An 18,687-nucleotide genomic window follows, 5' to 3' on the forward strand; every position below is an offset into this window, starting at 1 on the left:
AGGAGATCGAATGAGTGACGTGCTGGTCTGGATCGACTGCGAGATGACCGGGCTCGACCTGGGGCGCGACGCGCTGGTCGAGGCGGCCTGTGTCATCACCGACAGCGAGCTCAATCAGCTCGACGAAGGCGTCGACGTGGTCATCAAGCCGCCGCCGGAGTCGCTGGAGCAGATGTCGCAGGTCGTGCGCGAGATGCACACCGCCTCGGGCCTGCTGCCCGAGCTGCCGGGCGGCGTCACGCTGGCCGAGGCGGAGTCGCTCGTGCTCGACTACATCCGGCGGCACGTGCCGGAGCCGAAGAAGGCGCCGCTGTGCGGCAACTCGATCGGCACCGACCGCACGTTCATCGCCAGGGACATGCCCGGGGTCGACGCCTGGCTGCACTACCGCATGGTCGACGTGTCGTCGATCAAGGAGCTGGTGCGCCGCTGGTACCCGCGGGTCTACTTCGCGGCCCCCGAGAAGCAGGGCGGCCACCGCGCGCTCGCCGACATCAAGGAGAGCATCAGGGAGCTGCGCTACTACCGCGCGGCGATCTTCGTGGCGCAGCCCGGCCCCGACTCGGCGACCGCCCGGCAACTCGCCGAGCGGGTCAGCGGCTAATTGGATGGCGTAAAGACTCCCGAACCCCGCTACACTTTTCCTGTGCCGTCACGGAGCGGGCGGCCATGGTGGGTGTAGCTCAGTTGGCAGAGCGCCAGGTTGTGGTCCTGGATGTCGAGGGTTCAAGTCCCTTCACTCACCCCAAGCACACAGCCGGTCCCTCGGGACCGGCTGTTGTCGTTTTCTCCCGCCAACGCCCCCAAATCAGGACAATGCGAGTTATGCTCACTGTCTACCGCTAACGCCGGAAGCACGGGGGCCATCGGCGATCAGACCGTCTGCGCGCCCCCGGAGGCCGGATGAGAGTCGACGACGCAGCGTTCGACAGTGTGATCACCTCCTTGAGCAAACGCGAGGCCGAGGTCATGGATCTGATCGCCTCGGGCCGGTCCAACGGCCAGATCGCCCAATGCCTGTTCCTCAGCGAGAAGACCGTGAAGAACCACGTCAACCGGATCTACGCCAAGCTCGGCGTCGACTCCCGGGTCACGGCCATCGGACTGTGGTTGTCGCTCAGGAAGGACGGCTCCTGACCCGGCGGGGGTTCAGCCGGTCGTGATCCGGCGGCCGGTCAGGCGGGTGGGCCTGATCTTCAGGTAGTGCTGGCGCCGCCCGCCGGCCCACGGCTCGACGCCCGTGCTCGCCGCCTCGGCCTGCTCGTCCTCGGTCGTGACGTGGTGCAGCGAGCCGTGGACGAGCACGCTCCAGCCGCCCCGCGTCAGCTCCTCTATGCGATCGACCTCGAACGCGACCTCGTACTCGACGTCCTCCACACCCGTGCTCAGGTCCTCGTCGGTGCTGCCGCCCGCCGCGGTGCGGAACACGATCGCCCCCTCCGACATCCGGAAGTTCACCGGCAGCACGGTCAGGCCGTAGCGGCCCTCGAAGGCGATCCGGCCCACTCCCCCGGGCCGCAGCAGGCGCAGGCACTCCTCCTCCGCCAGCGGCACCAGCGTGGGGTGCGCCGCGGCCGGCCCCGCGCCGGCGGGCTCGGCCACCACCCCGAGCAGTCCCTCCACGGTGGTCTCCAGCGCCTCGGCCAGGCGGGCCAGGGCCTCGCGCACCGAGATGCCGGACTGGTCCTCCAGATAGGCGACGTAGCCGACCGCCACGCCGGACCTCTCGGCCAGCTCCTGCCGGCTCAGGTTCAGCGATTCCCGACGTTCGGCTATCCGGCGGCCCAGGCGTTCCATCGTGGTCACTTGCTCAGACATACCGGTGCCCTACCCCGGATCTCCCCTCTTCCCGGTGGTGTCTACGGCAGAAATGGTTTAACCGATCCTCTGGGTGCCATATGGACCATGGAACGCAATCCGGGAAGGGACGTGGTCATGGTGCGGAGAGCGCGCGTCGTCGTCGTGGGGGCGGGCTTCGCCGGCCTGGCCGCGACGCGGGAACTGGCCAAGGGCGGCGCCCTGGTCACGCTCGTGGACCGGAACCCCTACTCGACCTTCCAGCCCCTGCTCTACCAGGTGGCCACGGCGGGCATGGGCACGTCCGACGTCTCCTACCCGATCCGTACGTTCGCCGCGAAGTGGCCGAACGTCCGCGCCCACCGGGCCGCGCTGAGCAAGGTGCACCCGGCCGACCGGCGGGTGGAGTTCGCGGACGGCTCCACCCTCGACTACGACTACTTGGTGATCGCCACCGGCGTCACCACCAACTGGGTCCACGTGACCGGCGCCGAGGAGAACGCGCTGCCGATCTACTCGCTGCGCGACGCGGCCGACCTGCGGCGGCATCTCCAGCACTGCCTGGAGGACACCGCGGCGGGCCGGCGCGAGAGCGCCCACGTCGTGGTGGTGGGCGGCGGCGCGACCGGCGTGGAGACCGCGGGCACGCTGGCCGAGCTGCGCCGCCGTACGGTGCCGCTGACGCATCCCGAGATCCGGCCCGACCAGACGAGCGTCACCCTGGTCGAGCGGTTCGACTACGTGCTGGCGCCGTACAAGTCGCGGCTGCGGGACGCGGCGGCCGAGGCGCTGCGCAGGAGAGGCGTCCGGATGCGCCTGGGAGCCACGGTGGCGGGCGTGGAGCCGGACGCCGTCATCCTGGAGGACGGGACGCGCCTGCCGAGCGACGTGACCGTCTGGGCCCTCGGCGTCACCGCGCCCAAGGAGGTGACCGACTGGGGGCTGCCGCAGGGCAAGGGCGGCCGGATCACGCTCACCGACGCGCTCAGCGTGCCCGGCCATCCCGAGATCTTCGTGGCCGGCGACCTGGCCGGACAGCCGGACCCGCTGCCCCAGCTCGCCCAGCCGGCCATCCAGATGGGCAAGCACGTGGGCAGGCAGATCCTGGCCGCGGCGCAGGGGCGGCCGATCGGCCGCTTCTCCTACCGCGACCCCGGGATCATGGCCACGGTCGGCAAGGCCGAGGCGGTGCTCCAGCTGCGCAACGGGCTGACCATGCGCGGCCTGCCCGCCTGGCTGGCCTGGATCTTCGTGCACGTGGCGTACCTGCTGGGCGGGCGCAACCGGGTCAGCGTGCTGCTGAACTTCTTCTGGCGCTACGGCGGGCCGCGCCGCAGCGCCACCAGCATCGCCACCACCGAGTGAGTGCCGGGTGAGCGGCGATCAGAGCGCGGCCGACAGCGCGCCCAGGCCGTGTTCGAGGTCGGCCTCGGGGATGTTCAGCGCCGGGCGCAGGCGGACGGACCGGGGCCCGCAGGGCAGCGCCAGCACGCCGTGCTCCTCCCTGAGCCGGGTCACGTAGCCGTCCCTGGCGGCCTGGTCGGGCAGGTCGAAGGCGCACATCAGGCCCCTGCCGCGCACGCCCGAGACCGTGTCGGGGTGCTCGGCCTCCAGCTTGGTGAGCCGTTCGAGCAGGACGCCGCCGAGCGTGCCGGCCCGCGCGATCAGGCCGTCGCGCTCGATGATCTCCAGGAGGCCGCGGCTGCGGACCATGTCCACCAGGCCGCCGCCCCACGTGGAGTTGATCCGGCCGCTGAGCTGGAAGACGTTGTCGGCCACCAGATCGACCCTGCGACCGGCCATGATCCCGCCGACCTGCACCTTCTTGGCGAAGGCCACCACGTCGGGGGCCAGGCCGAGCTGCTGGTAGGCCCAGGGCGTGCCGGTGGTGCCGCCGCCGGTCTGGACCTCGTCCAGGACGAACAGGGCGTCGTGCTCGTGGCACAGGGCCTGCATGGCGCGCAGGAACTCGCCGCGCATGTGGTTGTCGCCGCCCTCGCCCTGGATCGGCTCGGCGATGAAGCAGGCGATGTCGTGCGGGTGACGCTCGAAGGCGGCCCTGGCCTGGGCCAGCGCGCGTTCCTCGGCGGCCTCGACGTCGCCGAGGTGGATGGCCGGCACGTCGATGCGCGGCCAGTCGAACTTGGGGAAGCGGTCGGTCTTGCCCGGCTCGGTGTTGGTCAGGCTCAGCGTGTAGCCGCTGCGGCCGTGGAAGGCGCGGGTCAGGTGCATGACCTTGGTCCCCAGGTCGCGGGGGCGGCCGGCGGCCTCGTTGCGCCGGCTCTTCCAGTCGAAGGCGGTCTTGAGCGCGTTCTCCACGGCCAGGGCGCCGCCCTCGACGAAGAACAGGTGGGGCAGCTCGGGGTCGCCGAGCACGCGGACGAACGTGTCGACGAAGTCGGCCAGGTGCTCGGTGTAGATGTCGGGGTTGGCGGGCTTGTTCCGGGCGACCTGGCCGAGCAGGGCGGCGAAGTCGGGGTCGAAGGGCGGGTTCACACCGAGCGGGGCGGACGCGAAGAAGGTGTAGAAGTCCAGGTAGCGGCGGCCGTTGCGGGCGTCCACCAACCAGGAGCCACGGCTGAGTTCGAGATCGAGGACGAGACGGTAGCCATCGACGAGCAGGTGACGGGCAAGGCGGGTGTGTACGTCCATGCCTTCTCCAATGTCGTGAGACAGGCCGGAGGTTCCATCCAGGGAACCCGGTCGTATCCGTAAAATTTACGGTATTCCTGCCCCGCGAGTGAACTTCTTCAAACGAAGTGACAGCACAATCATCGCGATTCCATACAGGATCGCGAAAATGCCGATCAGCCAGACGAGGCTCAGCATTCCGGCGCCGGGCCAGATGATGAGCAGCACACCGAAGATCACCGACAGGATGCCGGCGATGATGAACATCCACTCGTTCTCGATGGACTTGCGCAGCCGCACGCCCGCCACGATCTCGGAGACTCCGGAGACGATGGCCCAGAAGGCGATGAGGTAGAGCAGCGCGAGCGAGGTGATCCCGGGCCAGGCGAAGGCCATGATGCCGGCCACGATGCCGACGATGCCGGAGAAGATCAGCCAGGCCCGCGACCGGGCGCCGTGCCGGAAGGCGGCGAAGAGCTCGAAGACGCCGGAGACGATGGCGTACGCACCGAAGAAGATCACCAGCACCAGCAGAGTGATCCCCGGCCAGATCAACGCCAGCACACCGAAGATGATCGCGGCGATGCCACGGACGAGCAGCAGCCACCACGAACGCGAAAGTTCCTGCATACTGGTCTGCTTTCCGTGATTCATGCGAAAAGAGACCAGTGCCGGGTCAAATGTCGACCTACATGTGGGAATAGACCACGATCGACACCGCGATGTACTGCACCAGGTACGCGGCGATCGTGCAGGCGTGGAAGACCTCGTGGAAGCCGAACCAGCGCGGCGACGGATCGGGACGGCGCAGCCCGTAGACGATCGCGCCCGCCGAGTAGAACACCCCGCCCACGGCCACCAGCACGACGGCGGCCACCCCGGCCCCTTCGAGCAGCTGCGGCATCACGAAGATCGCCGTCCAGCCCAGCGCCAGGTACAGGACGGTGTAGAGCCAGCGCGGCGCGTTCATCCAGAACACCCGGAACAGCACCCCGGCCAGCGCGCCGCCCCACACCACCGAGAGCACGGCGACCCTGGCCGCGCCGTCGAGAGCGAGCAGCCCGAACGGCGTGTACGTGCCCGCGATGATCAGGTAGATGTTGGCGTGGTCGAACCTGCGCAGCACCTCGGCCAGGCGCGGCCCCAGCGTGCCCCGATGGTAGGTCGCCGAGATGCCGAACAGCAGCCCCGAGGTGATCGCGTAGACGCCGGCCGCCAGCCGGGCCTGCAGGGTCGGGCCGAGCGCCACGAGCACGAACCCGGCCACCAGCGTCACCGGCAGCGCCCCGGTGTGCAACCAGCCACGCAGCCTCGGCTTCACGGTGATGGTCGTCATGTAACCTACGGTACCGTAGGTTACGGATTGAGCTGAAGTGCCAAAGGTCACAGGCCGTTCAGGAAGCGCACGGCGATCGGCACCGCGGCCGAGCGGCCCGATCCGCCGTTCCTGACGAACACGCAGAAGGCCAGGTCGCCCCGGTAGCCGATGAACCAGCCGTGCGACGTCTGGTCCTGCACCTCGGCGGTGCCCGTCTTGCCCGCCACGCCCTCCGGCAGGCCGGCCTGGCTCGCCGTCCCGTGGTCCACGACGGCGGCCATCATCTCCCGCAACGCCCCGACCACCCGCTCGTCCAGCTTGACGTCGGGGAACGGCTCGCCGTCCACGCGGCGCACGTCGTCCTCCGACAGCAGGCGGGGCGAGCGCCACGTGCCGCTCTGCACGGCGGCGGCCACGGCGGCCATGCACAGCGGGGTGGCCACCACCGTGCCCTGGCCGATGACGTCCAGGGAGAACATGTCCGTGTCGTCGGTCTGCTGCATCGTGCCGCACCGGCCGCCCACGCCGGTCGCCATCGGCCGGTCGAACCCCCAGCGGGCGGCGGTCCTGCGCAGGTCCTCCATGGACAGCCGGCTGGTGGCCTGCTCGACGAACGTGGTGTTGCAGGAGTAGGCGTAGGCGTCGGCGAAGGTCACGGTCCCCCGGTCCACGTCGCCGTCGTTGCTGATGGCCGCCGCGAGGTCCGGCGCGTACGAGGCCGGGCAGCCCATCTCGTCGCCCGTGGCGACCCCCTTCTCCAGCAGCGCGGCGGCGACGATCGTCTTGAACGTGGAGCCGGGCGGGAAGGCGTCGCGCACCGCGCTGAAGTTGTCCTCCAGCCGGTCGGCCAGGGCCAGGATCTCGCCCGTGCTCGGCCTGAGCACCACGATCGAGGAGTTCGCCGCGCCGTCCAGGGCCCGCGCGGCGGCGGCCTGGACCGGCTGCGACAGGGTGGTGCGCTCGACGTTCGCCTTCGGCAGGCGGGTCAGCAGCGTCTTGTCGGGCCGTCCCGGCATCCGCGACACCAGCTCCAGCCCGTGGTTGGCCTTGGCGAACTCGGGCTTGAGCGGGTTGAGGTAGGCGTCGGCGTAGCTGTCGTTGGGGATCTTGGCGCCCTCGCTGGTCACCAGCTCGGCCGCCGGGGCCTCGACCTCCTCCACCTCCAGCGTGCCGCCGTCCTTGAGCAGCGGGTGCAGCGTCTCGGGCGTCCACAGCACCCGCCAGGCCCGGTCGCGCACGCCCAGCCGCAGCGTGCTGTCGAACGGCCACGACCCGAGGTCCGTCAGCTCCCGCACGCCCGTGAAGCGCACCTCGGCCGACTCCTCCCCCGTGCCGCGCACCGGCCCCGGCGTGAGCCGGATCGACTCGACGTGCAGGTTCTGCGACAGCTCGCGGTGCCGGTCGAAGAAGTCGGCCGGCGGCCGGTCGACCAGCAGGGCCATGCCCGCGACGTCCCCCTTCCGCCAGGCGTCGAAGTAGGCGGCGGCGGTCTTGGCGGCGCTGCCCTTGACCTGCCCGGCGGCCAGAACGGCGAAGGCGCCCGCCCCCAATACCGCGACAACCGCGATGACGAGCACAATCAGCCTCTTGCGTCGCATACGGTTCTCCCAGGGAGGGATCAGCGTGGCACGTGGACAGCGGGAACCGATGCCTGGCCTTTATCCGGTGACGTTCGGCGAGGTCGAGCTTCTCCGGGACCTGGACAGGCAGGACGGCTGGGTGCTGTCCAAGGATGGCGTACCTCAGTCGTACGTTGACCTACAAGACCCGACATTTCTGGATTTCGAGTACGTCCGGCTCATGGCCGACGTCATCGACCTCCTGCCGGAGGGGCCGCTGAGCTGCGTCCACGTCGGGGGCGGCGCGTGCACGATCCCGCGTTACGTCTCGGCCACCCGCCCCGGCTCCCGGCACATCGTGATCGAGCCCGACGGCCTGCTGGTCAACCTGGTCCGCGAGCAGCTCGACCTGCGCTCGGTCCCCCGGCTGAAGGTCATCGTGGCCGGCGGCCGCGAGGGCACGGCCAAGGTGTGGGACGACTCGGCCGACCTGGTCGTGCTCGACGCGTTCACCGGCGCCACGATGCCGGTGGAGCTGGCGACCGCGGAGTACATGGGCGACCTGGCCCGCGTGCTGCGCCCCGACGGCACTCTGCTGATCAACATGGCCGACGGCAAGGGCCTGGCGTTCGCCAAGCGGCTGCTGGCCACGGTGTGCGACGCGTTCCGGCACGTGGCGCTGCTGGCCGAGCCGGGGATCATGCGAGGCCGCCGGTTCGGCAACCTGATCGTCGCGGCCTCGCGCACGGAGCTGCCGCTCGACCTGCTCTCCCGGCGCGCGGCCGGCGGCCTCACCCAGGCGCGCTGCGTGCACGGGGAGACGCTGAAGAACTTCATCGGCGGCGCCTACCCCATCAAGGACGGCGACGCCGTGCTCGCCCCGGTCCCGCCCCCGGCCGTCTTCGGCTGAGTCAGCGGTCGGCCGGGCCGAGGTAGGCCAGGACGGCGGCCACCCGCCGGTGCACGTCGCCGCTGTTCTCCAGCCCCAGCTTGGTGAAGATGGCGTTCACGTTCTTCTCCACCGACGAGATCGACAGGTGCAGGGCACGGGCGATGCCGGCGTTGGAGCGGCCGTGGGCCATCTCGCGCAGCACGTCCCGCTCCCTCGGGGTCAGCGACTCCCCCTGCCCGCGGACCTCGCGCCTGGCCAGCAGGCCCTCGACCACCTTGGGGTCGATGACCGAGCCGCCGCCGGCGACCGCCCGGATCGCGCCGAGCAGCTCGTCGAGGTCGCCCACGCGGTCCTTGAGCAGGTAGGCGAACCCGGCCGTCCCGTGCTTGAACAGCTCGAAGGCGAACAGGGCGTCGGAGAACTGCGACAGCACCACCACGCCGGTGCCGGGGTGGCCGGCCCTGATGCGGTGGGCCGCGTCGATGCCCTCGAAGCCCGGCCGCCACTCGCCGCCGGGCATGCGGATGTCGGTGACGACGACCTGCGGCTCCAGCCGGCGCACGGCGTCCAGCAGCTCGTCGGCGTCGCCGACCGCGCCGACGACGGTCACCTCGCCGGACAGTTCGAGCAGCTGCCGGGTGCCCTCGCGCACCAGGTAGTGGTCGTCGGCGACGACCGTGCGGACGGGCTCAGGCATCGGCCGGCACCCACGCGTGCATGCGTGTCCCCTTTCCGGGCTCGCTGTGGACTTCCATGCCGCCGCCCAGCGCGTCCAGGCGGTCGGCGAGCGTGGCCAGGCCGCGGCGGGCGGCGGTGGCCGGGTCGAAGCCCCTGCCGTCGTCGGCGACGGTGGCCCGTACCCGGCCCGGCGCCAGGGTCAGGCGTACCTCGATCCTGGCGGCGGCGGCGTGCTTGAGCGCGTTGGCGACGGCCTCGCTGACGGTGAAGTACATCGCGCCCTCGACCTCGTCGGCGAAACGGCGGGCCCGCAGCCCGGGGTCGGCGGTGACGGTCGTGGGCACCGGCAGCCCGGAGCAGCGTTCCTCCACGGCCTCCACCAGGCCGCCCTGGCTGAGAGCCGACGGATGGATGCCGGCGGCCAGCTCGCGCAGGTCGGTGAGCGTCTGGCGGGCCTGCTCGCGCAGGCGGGCCAGCGCGTCGGGGCCGGCGCCGGTGACGCGGGCCAGCTCCAGCCCGGCGATGAGTGCGACGAGCTGCTGCTGCACGCCGTCGTGGATGTTGCGCTCGATCCGCCGCCGCTCGGCCTCCTGGGCGTTGACCAGGCGGGCGACCAGCCCGGCGCTCTGGATGGCCAGCCCGGCGGGCACGGCCAGGGCCTCCAGGAGGCGCCGGTCCTCCCGGTCGTACCGGCCGGCGCGGCGCGGGCCGAGCTCGATGCGTCCGAGGCCGCCGCGCACCGGCACGGCCAGCGCCGTCCCGCCCTCCTCCTCGCCCGCGGCCACCCGGGTGCCGTCGGCCAGCGTCACGGCCGCCCACCTGGCCTCCAGCCCGTCGCGGACGGCGGCGGCGAGCCTGCCGAGCTGCTCGACCGGCTCGGGCGTGGCCGCCAGCGCGGTGCCGAGGCCGGACAGCACCTCGTCCACGGTGGGCCGCAGGTCGAAGATCAGGTGCAGGCGGGAGCCCCGCAGGCCGAACCGGATGTCGAGCAGCCGGTGCCGCACGATCCCCACCAGGACGGCGACCGGCAGCGCCGCCATCACCGTGAGCAGGCCGATCACCACGGCGCCCCACAACCGGGCGTCCAGCAGGAACAGCAGCAGCACGCCCGCGCAGAGCTGGACGGCGGTGCCGGCGACCATCCAGGCGTACTGCCCGCGCTCGGCCCGCTCGCTGCGCCGCCAGCGGACCACGAGGCCGGCGAGGACGACGACGGCCGTCAGGAAGGCGAGGAGCTGGCCCAGCGCGCTGGCCAGGGCCGCCCAGATCGCCCCGGTCGTCAGCACGGCCGGCAGCTCGCCGGGCCGGGCCGGGTCGACGCCGAACAGCCCGTTTCCCACCGTGTGCATGGCGATCGCGACCCCGCCGATCCAGGCCACGGGCCGCCAGCGCCGGGACGGCAGGCGGCCGTCGGGGAAGAGCAGCGGGACGAAGATCCAGGTCAGGCCGTAGAACGTGGCATAGAGCGCGGACAGCCAGACGACGACCGGCCCGCTGTAGTGGAACCTGACGGCCAGGCCGGTGCCCAGCGCGGCGAGTCCGAAGCAGGCGGCCGCGGCCAGGAACAGCCAGCCGTACCGCAGGTCGGGACGGCGGACGGTGAGCAGCCAGCCCAGCGCGGGCAGCACCAGGCCGAGGACGCCGAAGGCCCATTCCTGCGGCGGCGCGGGCAGCCCGGACCCCAGCAGCGCACCCGCCAGGGCGCCCCCGGCGCCGATGGTCGCCAGCGACCCGGCGAGCAGCCTGGAACTCATGGACCACCATCGTCAGGGGAAACCGAATGGGCGTCTATGAGGTTAACCGCACATTCGGTACGGACAGCCTCACCTGCGAGAACGGCGGCGCATATGGTGGGCGCGGGCCCGGCCGCGGCTGTTGGCTGGGCACATGTCTCACTACAGGTTCACCGCACTGGCCACCGCCGTCATGGCCGTGGCGGTCACGGCCTGCGCGACGCAGCCCGTGCCAGCCCTGGCCACCATCACCGGGTCCGTCACCGCCACGCCGACGGCGAGCGCCGCGGTCGAGATCCCCGACACCCCCGTCGGCCGGCAGCTCCGCTGGCTGCTGGAGGCCGTCACCCGGCTGCCCGTCGGCGACGCCGAGCTGGCCGGGCACTTCGCGCCGAGCTTCCTCGACCACATCCCACCGGCGCAGCTCAACCAGGCGCTGGCCGGGTTCGAGGACATGCGGCTGGACCGGCTGGACCAGGCCCAGGAGCGGACGTTGTCGGCGACCGTCAGGGCGGCCGGCAAGTCGTTCACCCTCGCGCTCGGGGTGGACGGCACCGGGAAGGTCGACTACATCCAGTTCACCGGCGTCGCGCCGGCCAGTTGGCCGGAGCTGGACCAGCGGCTGCGCCAGGCCGCGCCGCGGGCGGGCTTCCTGGCCGCCGAGCTGACCGGCGACGGCCGCTGCCGCCCGGTCCACGCGGTGGCCGGCGAGAAGACGTTCCCGCTCGGCTCGATGTTCAAGCTGTACGTGCTCGGCGCGGTGGCCGAGCGCATCAGGAGCGGCGCGTTCGGCTGGGACACCGAGCTGACGATCAGGCCCGAGCTGAAGAGCCTGCCGAGCGGCGAGCTGCAGAACCGCCCGGACAACAGCAAGGTGACAGTGCTGGAGGCGGCCCGGCTGATGATCTCCATCAGCGACAACACCGCCACCGACCTGCTGATCCACCAGGCCGGTCGCAAGGCGGTCGAGCGGGTCGTGCGCTCGTGGGGCGGCGACCGGCGCAACGTGCCGTTCCTGACGACCCGGGAGCTGTTCGTGCTCAAGGGCGCCGACTACCCCCGGCACGCCGAGCGGTACCTGTCGCTCGGCACGTCGGCGCGCCGCGGCTACCTGGCCGGGGTCGTGGACAAGGTGCCGCTGTCGAAGGTGCGGCCGTGGACCGAGCCGCGCGAGCTGGACCGGCTGGAGTGGTTCGCCACGCCCGCCCAGGTCTGCCGCGCCTACGCCGGGCTGGCCCGGCTGAAGGACGCACGCGTCGGCGAGGTGTTGTCGATCACCGACGCGGGGCTGCGGCTGGACAGGAACCAGTGGCCCGTCGTATGGCACAAGGGCGGCTCGGAGCCGGGCCTGCTGACCATGAGCTTCCTCGCCCGTACGGCCGCCGGCCGGACCTACGTGGTGTCCACGACGGCCGTGAACCCGGACGCCCCCTTCCAGCAGGGCCCGGTGGCCCAGGAGCTGCTGGTGCTGACGCGGGGGGCGTTCGCGCTCGTCAAGTCCTCATAGGGCGGCGTGGGCGAGGTCGACGAACAGGGCCGAGGACCAGCCGAAGCCGGTCGTGGCGCGGCCCGCCCGCCGTCCCGTGAGGGGGTTCCAGTACTCGTACAGGCCGCCGCCGTCGCGGACCATGGCCAGGGTGCGGGCGGCGAGCTCGGCGGCGACGTCCGGGTGGCCGGAGCGGCGCAGGCCGTCGATCAGCAGGTAGTTGACGTTCAGCCAGACCGGGCCGCGCCACATGGCGTCGGGGTCGAAGCGCGGGTCGTCGAAGGCCACCGTGGGGACCGGCCGCTCGCCCCAGAAGGCGGGCGAGGTCAGGTCCTGGACCAGCCGGTCGGCGATCTCGGCCGGGAGGCGGCCGGTGAGCAGCGGCATGAGGTCGAGCGGCGTCCGCACGTCGGCGTCGGCCGCGCCGGCGACCTTGGTGACGAAGCGGCGGCCGTTCCAGCGGCGTTCGACCATGCGGTCCACGAGCGCCTGGGCCCTGGCCCGCCACTCGCCGGCGTCCTTGCCGAGCGCGGCGGCGATGTCGCCCAGGCGGTCGTACTGGAGGGCCAGGTAGGAGTTGAGGTCCGGGGGCTCGGCGCGCGGGCCGCCGTCCCAGATGGGGCTGTCGTCCAGGCCCGAGGAGTACGGGTGCAGGTACTCGGCCAGGCCGTCGCCGTCCGGGTCGGAGTGGGCGAACCACCACTGCTGCGACCTGACCAGCGGCTCGTAGACCTCGGCCAGGAAGCCCGGGTCGGGGTCAACCTCGTGGATCTTCCACACCGCCCAGGCGGTCAGCGGCGGCTTGGTGACGGGCACGACGTGCGCGATCGGCTCGCCGCCGACGTGCTGGGCCAGCCGGGCCAGGTCGGAGCGGGGCAGGTCGGTGGTCTCGGCGAGCACGCCGTGGTCGTGCACCACGTCGGGGATCAGGCCGTCGGGACGCTGGTTGTCGAGCAGGATGCGGATCTGCTCCCTGGCCAGGGCGGGGTCGGCGTGCCGCAAGGCGATGGCGTGGAAGTAGGAGTCCCAGTTCCACAGGCCGACGTAGCCGTACTTGGAGGGGATGAGGGATTCCCTGCCCTGGATGCGCACCAGGTTGACGGCCAGCGTCCACCAGGCCTGCTCGGCGCGTTCGCGCAGCTCCCCGGGGACGGCGGGCATCCGGGCGAACCACGCGGCCCAGCGTTCGGCGGCCTCGGCCAGCACCTTCGCGCCGTCGGTGACGGTCCGCCCGCCGGCCAGGGTGAGGCAGCCGTCCACGGCGGCCTCGCCGCCGTCCCAGACGGCCCTGGCGCCCTCGCCGACCGCGACGAGGGTGTCGGGGTCGGCGAAGGCCAGGGTCACGTCACCGTCGAACTCCACCCGGTGGGGCAGGGCCCGGCGCACGCGCAGCTCCCGGGAACCGGCGTAGAACCGCAGTCCGGCGCGGACGGTCGTGTCGTCGAGCCGGGTCTCGTAGAGCGCCTCGGCGACGCGCAGCGAGCCGTCGTCGGCCGCCATGACGAGCAGCCGCGAGCCGCGCTCGGTGAAGGGACGTTCGCGCAGGTCCAGCACTTACTTTCCTCCCAGGCCGGAGGCGGCCATCGAGTTGATGATCTTCCGCTGCCCGATCAGGAACGCGATCAGCGTCGGCACCACGGCGATCGCCGAGGCCGCCAGGATCTGCCCGTAGTCGGTCGCGCCGTGCTGCTGGGCGAACTGGCTGAGCAGCAGCGGGACGGTGGCCAGCTCGGGCGTGTTCAGGAAGATCAGCGGGAACAGGAACGAGTTCCAGGACGCCAGGAACACGATGATGCCGAGCGCGCCGAGCCCCGGCCGGATGTTGGGCAGGACGATGCTCCAGAAGCACCGCCACCGGCCCGCGCCGTCGATCCTGGCCGCCTCCTCCAGCTCGATCGGCACCGCCCTGATGAACTGACGCAGCAGGAACACCGCGAACGGGTTCGCGATCGTCGGGATGATCAGCGACAGGTGCGAGTCGATCCAGCCGAACTTGGCCAGCATCAGGTAGAGCGGCACGATCGTCACCTGCGCCGGCACCATCTGCGTGGCCAGGAACAGCACGAACAGCACGCCCGAGCCCCTGAACCTGATCCGGGCGAAGGCGTAGGCGGCCATGGCCGAGGTGAGCAGGGTGAGCACCACGTTGAGCGCGGCGATGTAGAAGCTGTTCCAGTACGCCAGCCCGAACGGCATGGTCGACAGCGCGTCGGGATAGTTCTGCCAGGTCCAGGGGTTGGGCAGCCAGGCGGTCGGATCGTTGATCATCTGCCGCACGCCCTTGGCGGAGGTGAACAACATCCACACGAACGGGAACAGCATCAGCAGCCCGCCGACCGTGAGCGCGGCGTGCAGACCGATCTGCCGTGATCTCATGCGTACCGCCTCACGAGTCGTAGTGGACGAAGCGCTTCTGCGCGGCGAACTGGACCAGCGTCACGAGCAGCGTCAGCACCAGCAGGATCAGGGCGGCCGCGCTGCTCGGCCCGAACTCGAACTTCTTGAAGCCGAGATCGAAGATGTGGTACACGATCGTGCGCGCGCCCTCGTTGTCCTTCGGGTCCACCAGCACGTAGATCTGGTCGAACGCCTGGAACGAGCTGATCACCGCGACCACGCTGGAGAAGAAGATCGTGGGCGACAGCAGCGGCAGCGTGACCGACCGGAAGATCCGGAAGGAGCTCGCGCCGTCGATCCGGGCGGCCTCGACGACCTGCGGCGGGATGGTCTGCAGCCCGGCCATGAAGATCACCACGTTGAGGCCGAGCGAGGACCAGATCGTCACCACGGCGATCGCCACGATGACCCAGCCGGGGTCGAGCAGCCAGTCGGGGCCGCTGACGCCGAACCAGCTCCTGAGCGAGGTGTTCAGCACGCCGTTCTCGTCGCCGGCCAGGATGACCTGCCACATCAGGGCGACGGCCACCGAGCTGGTGACCACCGGCATGAAGTACACGACCCGGTAGACGTTGCTGCCCTTGATGCTGTTCAGGGCCACCGCGATCAGCACCGCCAGGGCGAGCCCGAACGGCACGGTCAGCAGCGCCAGCTTGACCGTGTTCCACACCGCGCGGCCGAACAGCGGGTCGGTGAGCTGGGCGGCGAAGTTGGACAGCCCGGCCCACGACTTCTCGCCGAGCCCGTCCCAGTTCATGAAGGCCAGCACCACGGCGAACCCGAGCGGGATCACCAGGAACACCACCAGCGCGCCGACCTGCGGCGCGAGGAAGATCGCGGCCCACCAGCCGTCGCGGTCGCGCAGCTTCTTGGCGGGCCGCGCGGCGGTCTTGCCGCGCGGCCCGGCGAGCACGGCCATCCGCTAGCCCAGCTTGCCGTCGACGAGGGTCTGCAGCTCGGTCATGCCCTGCTCGAAGCCGAGCTTGCCCTGCCAGACCTTCATCAGGTGCTCGTTGATCGAGGCGGTCAGGCCGGGCACCGCGACCTCTTCGGGGTAGTTCGCGAAGCCGGTGTCCCGCACGTCGAGGAACGTCTGGGCGTGCGCGGGGTAGTTGCCGTCCAGCACGACCTGCTCGGCGCCCTTGATCGAGGGCACCGCGCCGCCGTTCTTGAGCCGCAGGAGCTGGCCCTCCTTGCTGACGAACTCCGTCAGGAAGGTGAAGGCCTCCTTGGGCTGCTTGGTGCCCTTGTTGAGCGCCAGGTAGGAGGCCGCCACGGCGCCGGGCATCGGCTCGCCGGTCTCGGACGGGAACGGGACGATGTCGTAGTTGTCCAGCTCGCCGCCCTTCTTGACGATGTCGATCATCCAGCGGCCACCGGCGAAGAAGCCCGCCTTGTGCTTGATGAACTGGGTGTTCGCGCCGTTGCTGGCCGGCAGCACGTCCGCGCTCAGGAACGTCTTGTCCTGGTAGCCCTTGGCCAGGGTCTCCAGCGCCTTGCGGGACTTGGGGTCGGTGGTGGCGACGAACTTGCCGCCGTCCCAGACCTTGCCGCCGAAGCCGGAGACGACCGAGTACGTCGAGCCGTACCAGTTCCAGTAGATGGACCCGCCCAGGCCCGCGGCCTTGAGCTTGGCGTTCATGTCCAGGTACTTGGCCATGGTCCACTGCTTGGACGCGTTGAGGGTGGCCGGGTCCTCGGTGATGCCGGCGGCCTTCAGGGCCTTCTTGTCGTACCAGAGGACCTCGGGGTTGGTGTCGTTCGGGACGCCGTAGATCTGGCCGTCCTTCTTGGCGCCGCCGTACACGCCCTCGAAGAAGTCCTCGGGCTTGCTCTTGGAGTCCGGGCCCGCGAGCTGGTCGTTGAGCGGCGAGACGACACCGGCGGAGACGAACTTGCCGATGTTGTCGTCGCCCACGAAGAACACGTCGGGAGCCGTGCCGCTGGTGAGCTGGGCGAGCAGTTTGGGGTGGTAGTCCTCGTACTTGGCGACGGACTCCAGCTTGAGCTTGATGTTGGGGTGACGCTGCTCGAAGTCCTTGGTGAAGGACTCGTAGAGCTTGACGTCCTCCGCCGATCCCCACGTGGACCAGCGGATGGTGACCTGCCCTGCGGCGGCGTTCCCGCTCACGCCTGGAACGTTCCCTCCACCGCCGCTGCAGGCGGTGGCGGCGGTGGCGAGCAGACCCAGTACGGCCAGCGCACGCTTCATGATGGGCTCCTTCGGGGGGTGGTGCTGTTGGGGCTACGCGAGCCCGCCGCCGTCGACGACGAGAGCGGAACCGGTGATGTAACTGGCGGCGTCGCTCGCCAGGAAGAGGACGGCCTGGGCGATCTCCTCGGGGCTGCCCGAGCGGCCCATCGGCCGGTCGGCGGCGTCGGCCTCGAAGGCGGCCCAGTCCTCGTTGAGCTGACGGGCCTCGTCCCGCAGCATCGGGGTGTTCGTGTCGCCGGGGTTGACGGAGTTCACCCGGATCCCGGCCTTGGCGTGGTCGATCGCCAGCGCCCTGGTCATGTTGACGACGGCCGCCTTGGAGGCGCAGTAGGAGATCGCGTTCCCACCGCCCTTGAGGCCCCAGCCGGAGCCCGTGTTGACGATCGAGCCGCCCGCGGTCATGAGCGGGATGGCGTGCTTGCACATCAGGAACACCGAGCGCACGTTGACCGCCATCACGCGGTCCCACTCGTCGGCGTCGAGGTCGAGCGCGGTGGTGCGGCGGATGATGCCCGCGTTGTTGAACAGGACGTGCAGGCCGCCGTAGGTGTCCACGGCCGTGCGGGTGATGCGCCGGCAGTCCTCCTCCGCGGACACGTCCCCCTGGACGGCCACCGCGGCCGCCCCCGTCCGCGTGATCTCCTTGGCCGTCGCCTCGGCCCCGGCGCCGTCGATGTCGGCGACGACGACCTGGGCGCCCGCCTCGGCGAAGAGCAGCGCCGTCGCCCGGCCGATGCCGGAGGCACCGCCGGTGACGATCGCGACCTTGCCATCGAGCCTGTTCATCCGTAGAACTCCTCACTTGCCGCACAGATGCGATAAATCGTGCTTTCGCGGTATCCGGTGATCACCCGTACGTGCCCGGCCAGCTTGCGGTCCAGTTCCTGGTCCCCGCTGTCGGCCAGCAGCGGCCGTCCGCCGAGCCCGGCCAGCTTCTGCTGGGTGGCCAGCACGACCAGCCGGTCGCCGGACCCGTCACCGAGCACCTCGTCGAGCACCCGCGGCGAGACCTGCTGGTTGCCGCGGCCGAGCACGAAGCCCTGTCCGCCGATCACCGACAGCACGATGACCGTCTCCCGGCCGCGTACCAGCTCGAACAGCTCCCCCTCGGTCACGTCGGCGGCCACCAGGTCGGCGCCACCGCCCGCGCGGGCCTCGACCACGTCCACGCCGAGCAGCGTGGTGGCGAGCCCGAGCTCCCTGCCCACGGCCGCCGTGGTGGCGCCGGGACCGAGCACGTAGCGCGCCCCCGGCCGCAGCCGGGCCGCGACCTCCCGGGCGATGCCCTCGACCGTGGCCGGAGCCGCGTCCGAGGAGCCCGCCTTGCGTCCCGACAGGGCCGCGCGACCTGCCGGGACGCGCAGGCTACCGTAGAGCCGGGGGCTGACGAGCCCGCGGCGGTAGCGCTCCTCGTCCAGGTCGACCACCTCGGCCTCGACGCTGTCCGGCCGGGCCAGGAAGTCGGCGGCCACGAACCCGGCGGTGGCCGGGCTGAGCGCGAAGCACCCCGAATACACCTTGACCCCGGCCGGGATCCCGAGCACGGGCGGCGCCTGGCCGCCCAGCTCCCGCACGGCGTCGAGCACGTCGCGCGCCGTGCCGTCGCCGCCGGCGAACAGCAGCAGGTCCACGCCGGCGAGCGCGGCGACGGCCGCCCGGGTGTCCGCGGCCGTGGTCGCTGCCGTGCTCATGCCATCGTCCTGGACGCCGGAGGGCGCCAGCTCGTACGGGACCGCGGCGGCGCGGGCGCTGTCCTCGCCCATCGCCCCCGCCACGGTCACCAGCCGGGCCCCGGGACGGCGGGCGAGCAGCGTGGCGACGGCCTGCGCGGCCCGCCGCCCGGCCCTGGGCTCGGCGCCCTTGGCCAGGGCCGCGCGCTGCACGTCGGCGCCGTCGCTGCCCTTGAGCCCCACGGACCCGCCCAGCCCGGCGACCGGGTTGACGACCAGCCCGATCACGCCGTTCCCTCCGGACGTCATGG

The 18,687-nt window shown here is 71.4% G+C and carries 18 protein-coding genes and 1 tRNA gene; 6 read left to right on the top strand and 13 right to left on the bottom strand.

What is annotated here, in order from left to right:
• Positions 1-10 precede the first annotated feature (10 nt).
• From orn to ACFYUV_RS21340, 3 genes are all read left to right on the top strand, one after another.
• Positions 11-604: an oligoribonuclease gene (gene orn / locus ACFYUV_RS21330; RefSeq protein ID WP_387670730.1), complete on the top strand. Its 594-nt coding sequence runs from the start codon at positions 11-13 to the stop codon at positions 602-604.
• 68 nt (positions 605-672) lie between these two features.
• Positions 673-748, top strand: a tRNA-His gene (locus ACFYUV_RS21335).
• A gap of 197 nt (positions 749-945) precedes the next feature.
• Positions 946-1,137, top strand: a complete 192-nt coding sequence (locus ACFYUV_RS21340) for a LuxR C-terminal-related transcriptional regulator (RefSeq protein WP_358288064.1) — start codon at positions 946-948, stop codon at positions 1,135-1,137.
• 12 nt (positions 1,138-1,149) lie between these two features.
• Here the strand turns inward: ACFYUV_RS21340 and ACFYUV_RS21345 are convergent, their stop codons facing one another.
• Entirely contained in the window at positions 1,150-1,818 is a 669-nt protein-coding gene (locus ACFYUV_RS21345; protein WP_387670732.1) for a pyridoxamine 5'-phosphate oxidase family protein, read from the bottom strand.
• Between the two features lie 87 nt (positions 1,819-1,905).
• On the opposite strand from ACFYUV_RS21345, the gene ACFYUV_RS21350 reads away from it, so the two are divergent.
• Positions 1,906-3,162 (top strand): NAD(P)/FAD-dependent oxidoreductase, encoded by a 1,257-nt coding sequence (locus ACFYUV_RS21350; protein ID WP_387670734.1) that lies wholly within the window; start codon positions 1,906-1,908, stop codon positions 3,160-3,162.
• An 18-nt stretch (positions 3,163-3,180) separates the two neighbouring features.
• On the opposite strand, the gene lat is transcribed toward ACFYUV_RS21350, so the two are convergent.
• The 4 genes from lat to ACFYUV_RS21370 form a co-directional block, all read right to left on the bottom strand.
• Complete coding sequence (gene lat / locus ACFYUV_RS21355) at positions 3,181-4,449, bottom strand: L-lysine 6-transaminase (protein WP_358288073.1); 1,269 nt, start codon at positions 4,447-4,449, stop codon at positions 3,181-3,183.
• Positions 4,450-4,515: 66 nt separating this feature from the next.
• Positions 4,516-5,058, bottom strand: a complete 543-nt coding sequence (locus tag ACFYUV_RS21360) for an HdeD family acid-resistance protein (protein WP_387670736.1) — start codon at positions 5,056-5,058, stop codon at positions 4,516-4,518.
• 58 nt (positions 5,059-5,116) lie between these two features.
• Positions 5,117-5,764, bottom strand: a complete 648-nt coding sequence (locus tag ACFYUV_RS21365) for a hemolysin III family protein (protein ID WP_387670738.1) — start codon at positions 5,762-5,764, stop codon at positions 5,117-5,119.
• A gap of 47 nt (positions 5,765-5,811) precedes the next feature.
• Positions 5,812-7,344, bottom strand: a complete 1,533-nt coding sequence (locus ACFYUV_RS21370; protein ID WP_387670740.1) for a penicillin-binding transpeptidase domain-containing protein — start codon at positions 7,342-7,344, stop codon at positions 5,812-5,814.
• Between the two features lie 67 nt (positions 7,345-7,411).
• Between ACFYUV_RS21370 and ACFYUV_RS21375 the strand changes: the two genes are divergently transcribed.
• A complete protein-coding gene (locus ACFYUV_RS21375) occupies positions 7,412-8,215 on the top strand; it encodes a spermidine synthase (protein WP_387670742.1) in 804 nt (267 codons plus the stop codon).
• Between the two features lies 1 nt (position 8,216).
• Here ACFYUV_RS21375 and ACFYUV_RS21380 read toward each other — a convergent pair whose 3' ends face one another.
• Both ACFYUV_RS21380 and ACFYUV_RS21385 read right to left on the bottom strand, forming a co-directional pair.
• On the bottom strand, positions 8,217-8,894 hold the full coding sequence (locus ACFYUV_RS21380) for a response regulator (protein WP_387670744.1): 678 nt from the start codon (positions 8,892-8,894) through the stop codon (positions 8,217-8,219).
• Positions 8,887-10,629: an ATP-binding protein gene (locus ACFYUV_RS21385; RefSeq protein WP_387670746.1), complete on the bottom strand. Its 1,743-nt coding sequence runs from the start codon at positions 10,627-10,629 to the stop codon at positions 8,887-8,889. Before ACFYUV_RS21385 ends, ACFYUV_RS21380 begins: the two co-directional genes overlap by 8 nt.
• Positions 10,630-10,762: 133 nt before the next feature.
• Between ACFYUV_RS21385 and ACFYUV_RS21390 the strand changes: the two genes are divergently transcribed.
• Positions 10,763-12,115, top strand: coding sequence for a serine hydrolase (locus tag ACFYUV_RS21390; RefSeq protein ID WP_387670747.1), 1,353 nt, complete (start codon positions 10,763-10,765; stop codon positions 12,113-12,115).
• Here ACFYUV_RS21390 and ACFYUV_RS21395 read toward each other — a convergent pair.
• Genes ACFYUV_RS21395 through ACFYUV_RS21420 form a run of 6 tightly spaced genes read right to left on the bottom strand, consistent with a single transcriptional unit; the run spans position 12,110 to position 18,685 of the window.
• Positions 12,110-13,648 carry an amylo-alpha-1,6-glucosidase gene (locus tag ACFYUV_RS21395; RefSeq protein ID WP_387670749.1) on the bottom strand — a complete coding sequence of 513 codons (1,539 nt, stop codon included), beginning with the start codon at positions 13,646-13,648 and terminating at the stop codon, positions 12,110-12,112. The two genes, ACFYUV_RS21390 and ACFYUV_RS21395, sit on opposite strands and share 6 nt — an antisense overlap.
• Positions 13,649-14,470 carry a carbohydrate ABC transporter permease gene (locus ACFYUV_RS21400; RefSeq protein WP_358288097.1) on the bottom strand — a complete coding sequence of 274 codons (822 nt, stop codon included), beginning with the start codon at positions 14,468-14,470 and terminating at the stop codon, positions 13,649-13,651. It lies immediately after the preceding gene.
• 10 nt (positions 14,471-14,480) lie between these two features.
• Complete coding sequence (locus tag ACFYUV_RS21405) at positions 14,481-15,410, bottom strand: sugar ABC transporter permease (RefSeq protein ID WP_358288100.1); 930 nt, start codon at positions 15,408-15,410, stop codon at positions 14,481-14,483.
• A 3-nt stretch (positions 15,411-15,413) separates the two neighbouring features.
• Entirely contained in the window at positions 15,414-16,703 is a 1,290-nt protein-coding gene (locus ACFYUV_RS21410) for an ABC transporter substrate-binding protein (RefSeq protein ID WP_387670752.1), read from the bottom strand.
• A gap of 33 nt (positions 16,704-16,736) precedes the next feature.
• Positions 16,737-17,492: an SDR family NAD(P)-dependent oxidoreductase gene (locus ACFYUV_RS21415; protein WP_387670754.1), complete on the bottom strand. Its 756-nt coding sequence runs from the start codon at positions 17,490-17,492 to the stop codon at positions 16,737-16,739.
• Positions 17,489-18,685 carry an ATP-NAD kinase family protein gene (locus ACFYUV_RS21420; RefSeq protein WP_387670756.1) on the bottom strand — a complete coding sequence of 399 codons (1,197 nt, stop codon included), beginning with the start codon at positions 18,683-18,685 and terminating at the stop codon, positions 17,489-17,491. Before ACFYUV_RS21420 ends, ACFYUV_RS21415 begins: the two co-directional genes overlap by 4 nt.
• Positions 18,686-18,687: the final 2 nt, after the last annotated feature.

The organism is Nonomuraea sp. NPDC003560 (genome assembly GCF_042878785.1).
In the GTDB taxonomy this organism is placed as follows: domain Bacteria; phylum Actinomycetota; class Actinomycetes; order Streptosporangiales; family Streptosporangiaceae; genus Nonomuraea.

Bases quoted from the DNA above. Each gene is read 5' to 3' on its own strand.
- ACFYUV_RS21390 (WP_387670747.1), top strand. From the start codon at position 10,763: ATGTCTCACTACAGGTTCACCGCACTGGCCACCGCCGTCATGGCCGTG.
- ACFYUV_RS21345 (WP_387670732.1), bottom strand. From the start codon at position 1,818: ATGTCTGAGCAAGTGACCACGATGGAACGCCTGGGCCGCCGGATAGCC.
- ACFYUV_RS21415 (WP_387670754.1), bottom strand. From the start codon at position 17,492: ATGAACAGGCTCGATGGCAAGGTCGCGATCGTCACCGGCGGTGCCTCC.
- ACFYUV_RS21385 (WP_387670746.1), bottom strand. From the start codon at position 10,629: ATGAGTTCCAGGCTGCTCGCCGGGTCGCTGGCGACCATCGGCGCCGGG.
- ACFYUV_RS21365 (WP_387670738.1), bottom strand. From the start codon at position 5,764: ATGACGACCATCACCGTGAAGCCGAGGCTGCGTGGCTGGTTGCACACC.
- ACFYUV_RS21370 (WP_387670740.1), bottom strand. From the start codon at position 7,344: ATGCGACGCAAGAGGCTGATTGTGCTCGTCATCGCGGTTGTCGCGGTA.
- orn (WP_387670730.1), top strand. From the start codon at position 11: ATGAGTGACGTGCTGGTCTGGATCGACTGCGAGATGACCGGGCTCGAC.
- ACFYUV_RS21350 (WP_387670734.1), top strand. From the start codon at position 1,906: ATGGAACGCAATCCGGGAAGGGACGTGGTCATGGTGCGGAGAGCGCGC.
- ACFYUV_RS21360 (WP_387670736.1), bottom strand. From the start codon at position 5,058: ATGCAGGAACTTTCGCGTTCGTGGTGGCTGCTGCTCGTCCGTGGCATC.
- ACFYUV_RS21410 (WP_387670752.1), bottom strand. From the start codon at position 16,703: ATGAAGCGTGCGCTGGCCGTACTGGGTCTGCTCGCCACCGCCGCCACC.
- lat (WP_358288073.1), bottom strand. From the start codon at position 4,449: ATGGACGTACACACCCGCCTTGCCCGTCACCTGCTCGTCGATGGCTAC.
- ACFYUV_RS21405 (WP_358288100.1), bottom strand. From the start codon at position 15,410: ATGGCCGTGCTCGCCGGGCCGCGCGGCAAGACCGCCGCGCGGCCCGCC.
- ACFYUV_RS21400 (WP_358288097.1), bottom strand. From the start codon at position 14,470: ATGAGATCACGGCAGATCGGTCTGCACGCCGCGCTCACGGTCGGCGGG.
- ACFYUV_RS21420 (WP_387670756.1), bottom strand. From the start codon at position 18,685: ATGACGTCCGGAGGGAACGGCGTGATCGGGCTGGTCGTCAACCCGGTC.
- ACFYUV_RS21380 (WP_387670744.1), bottom strand. From the start codon at position 8,894: ATGCCTGAGCCCGTCCGCACGGTCGTCGCCGACGACCACTACCTGGTG.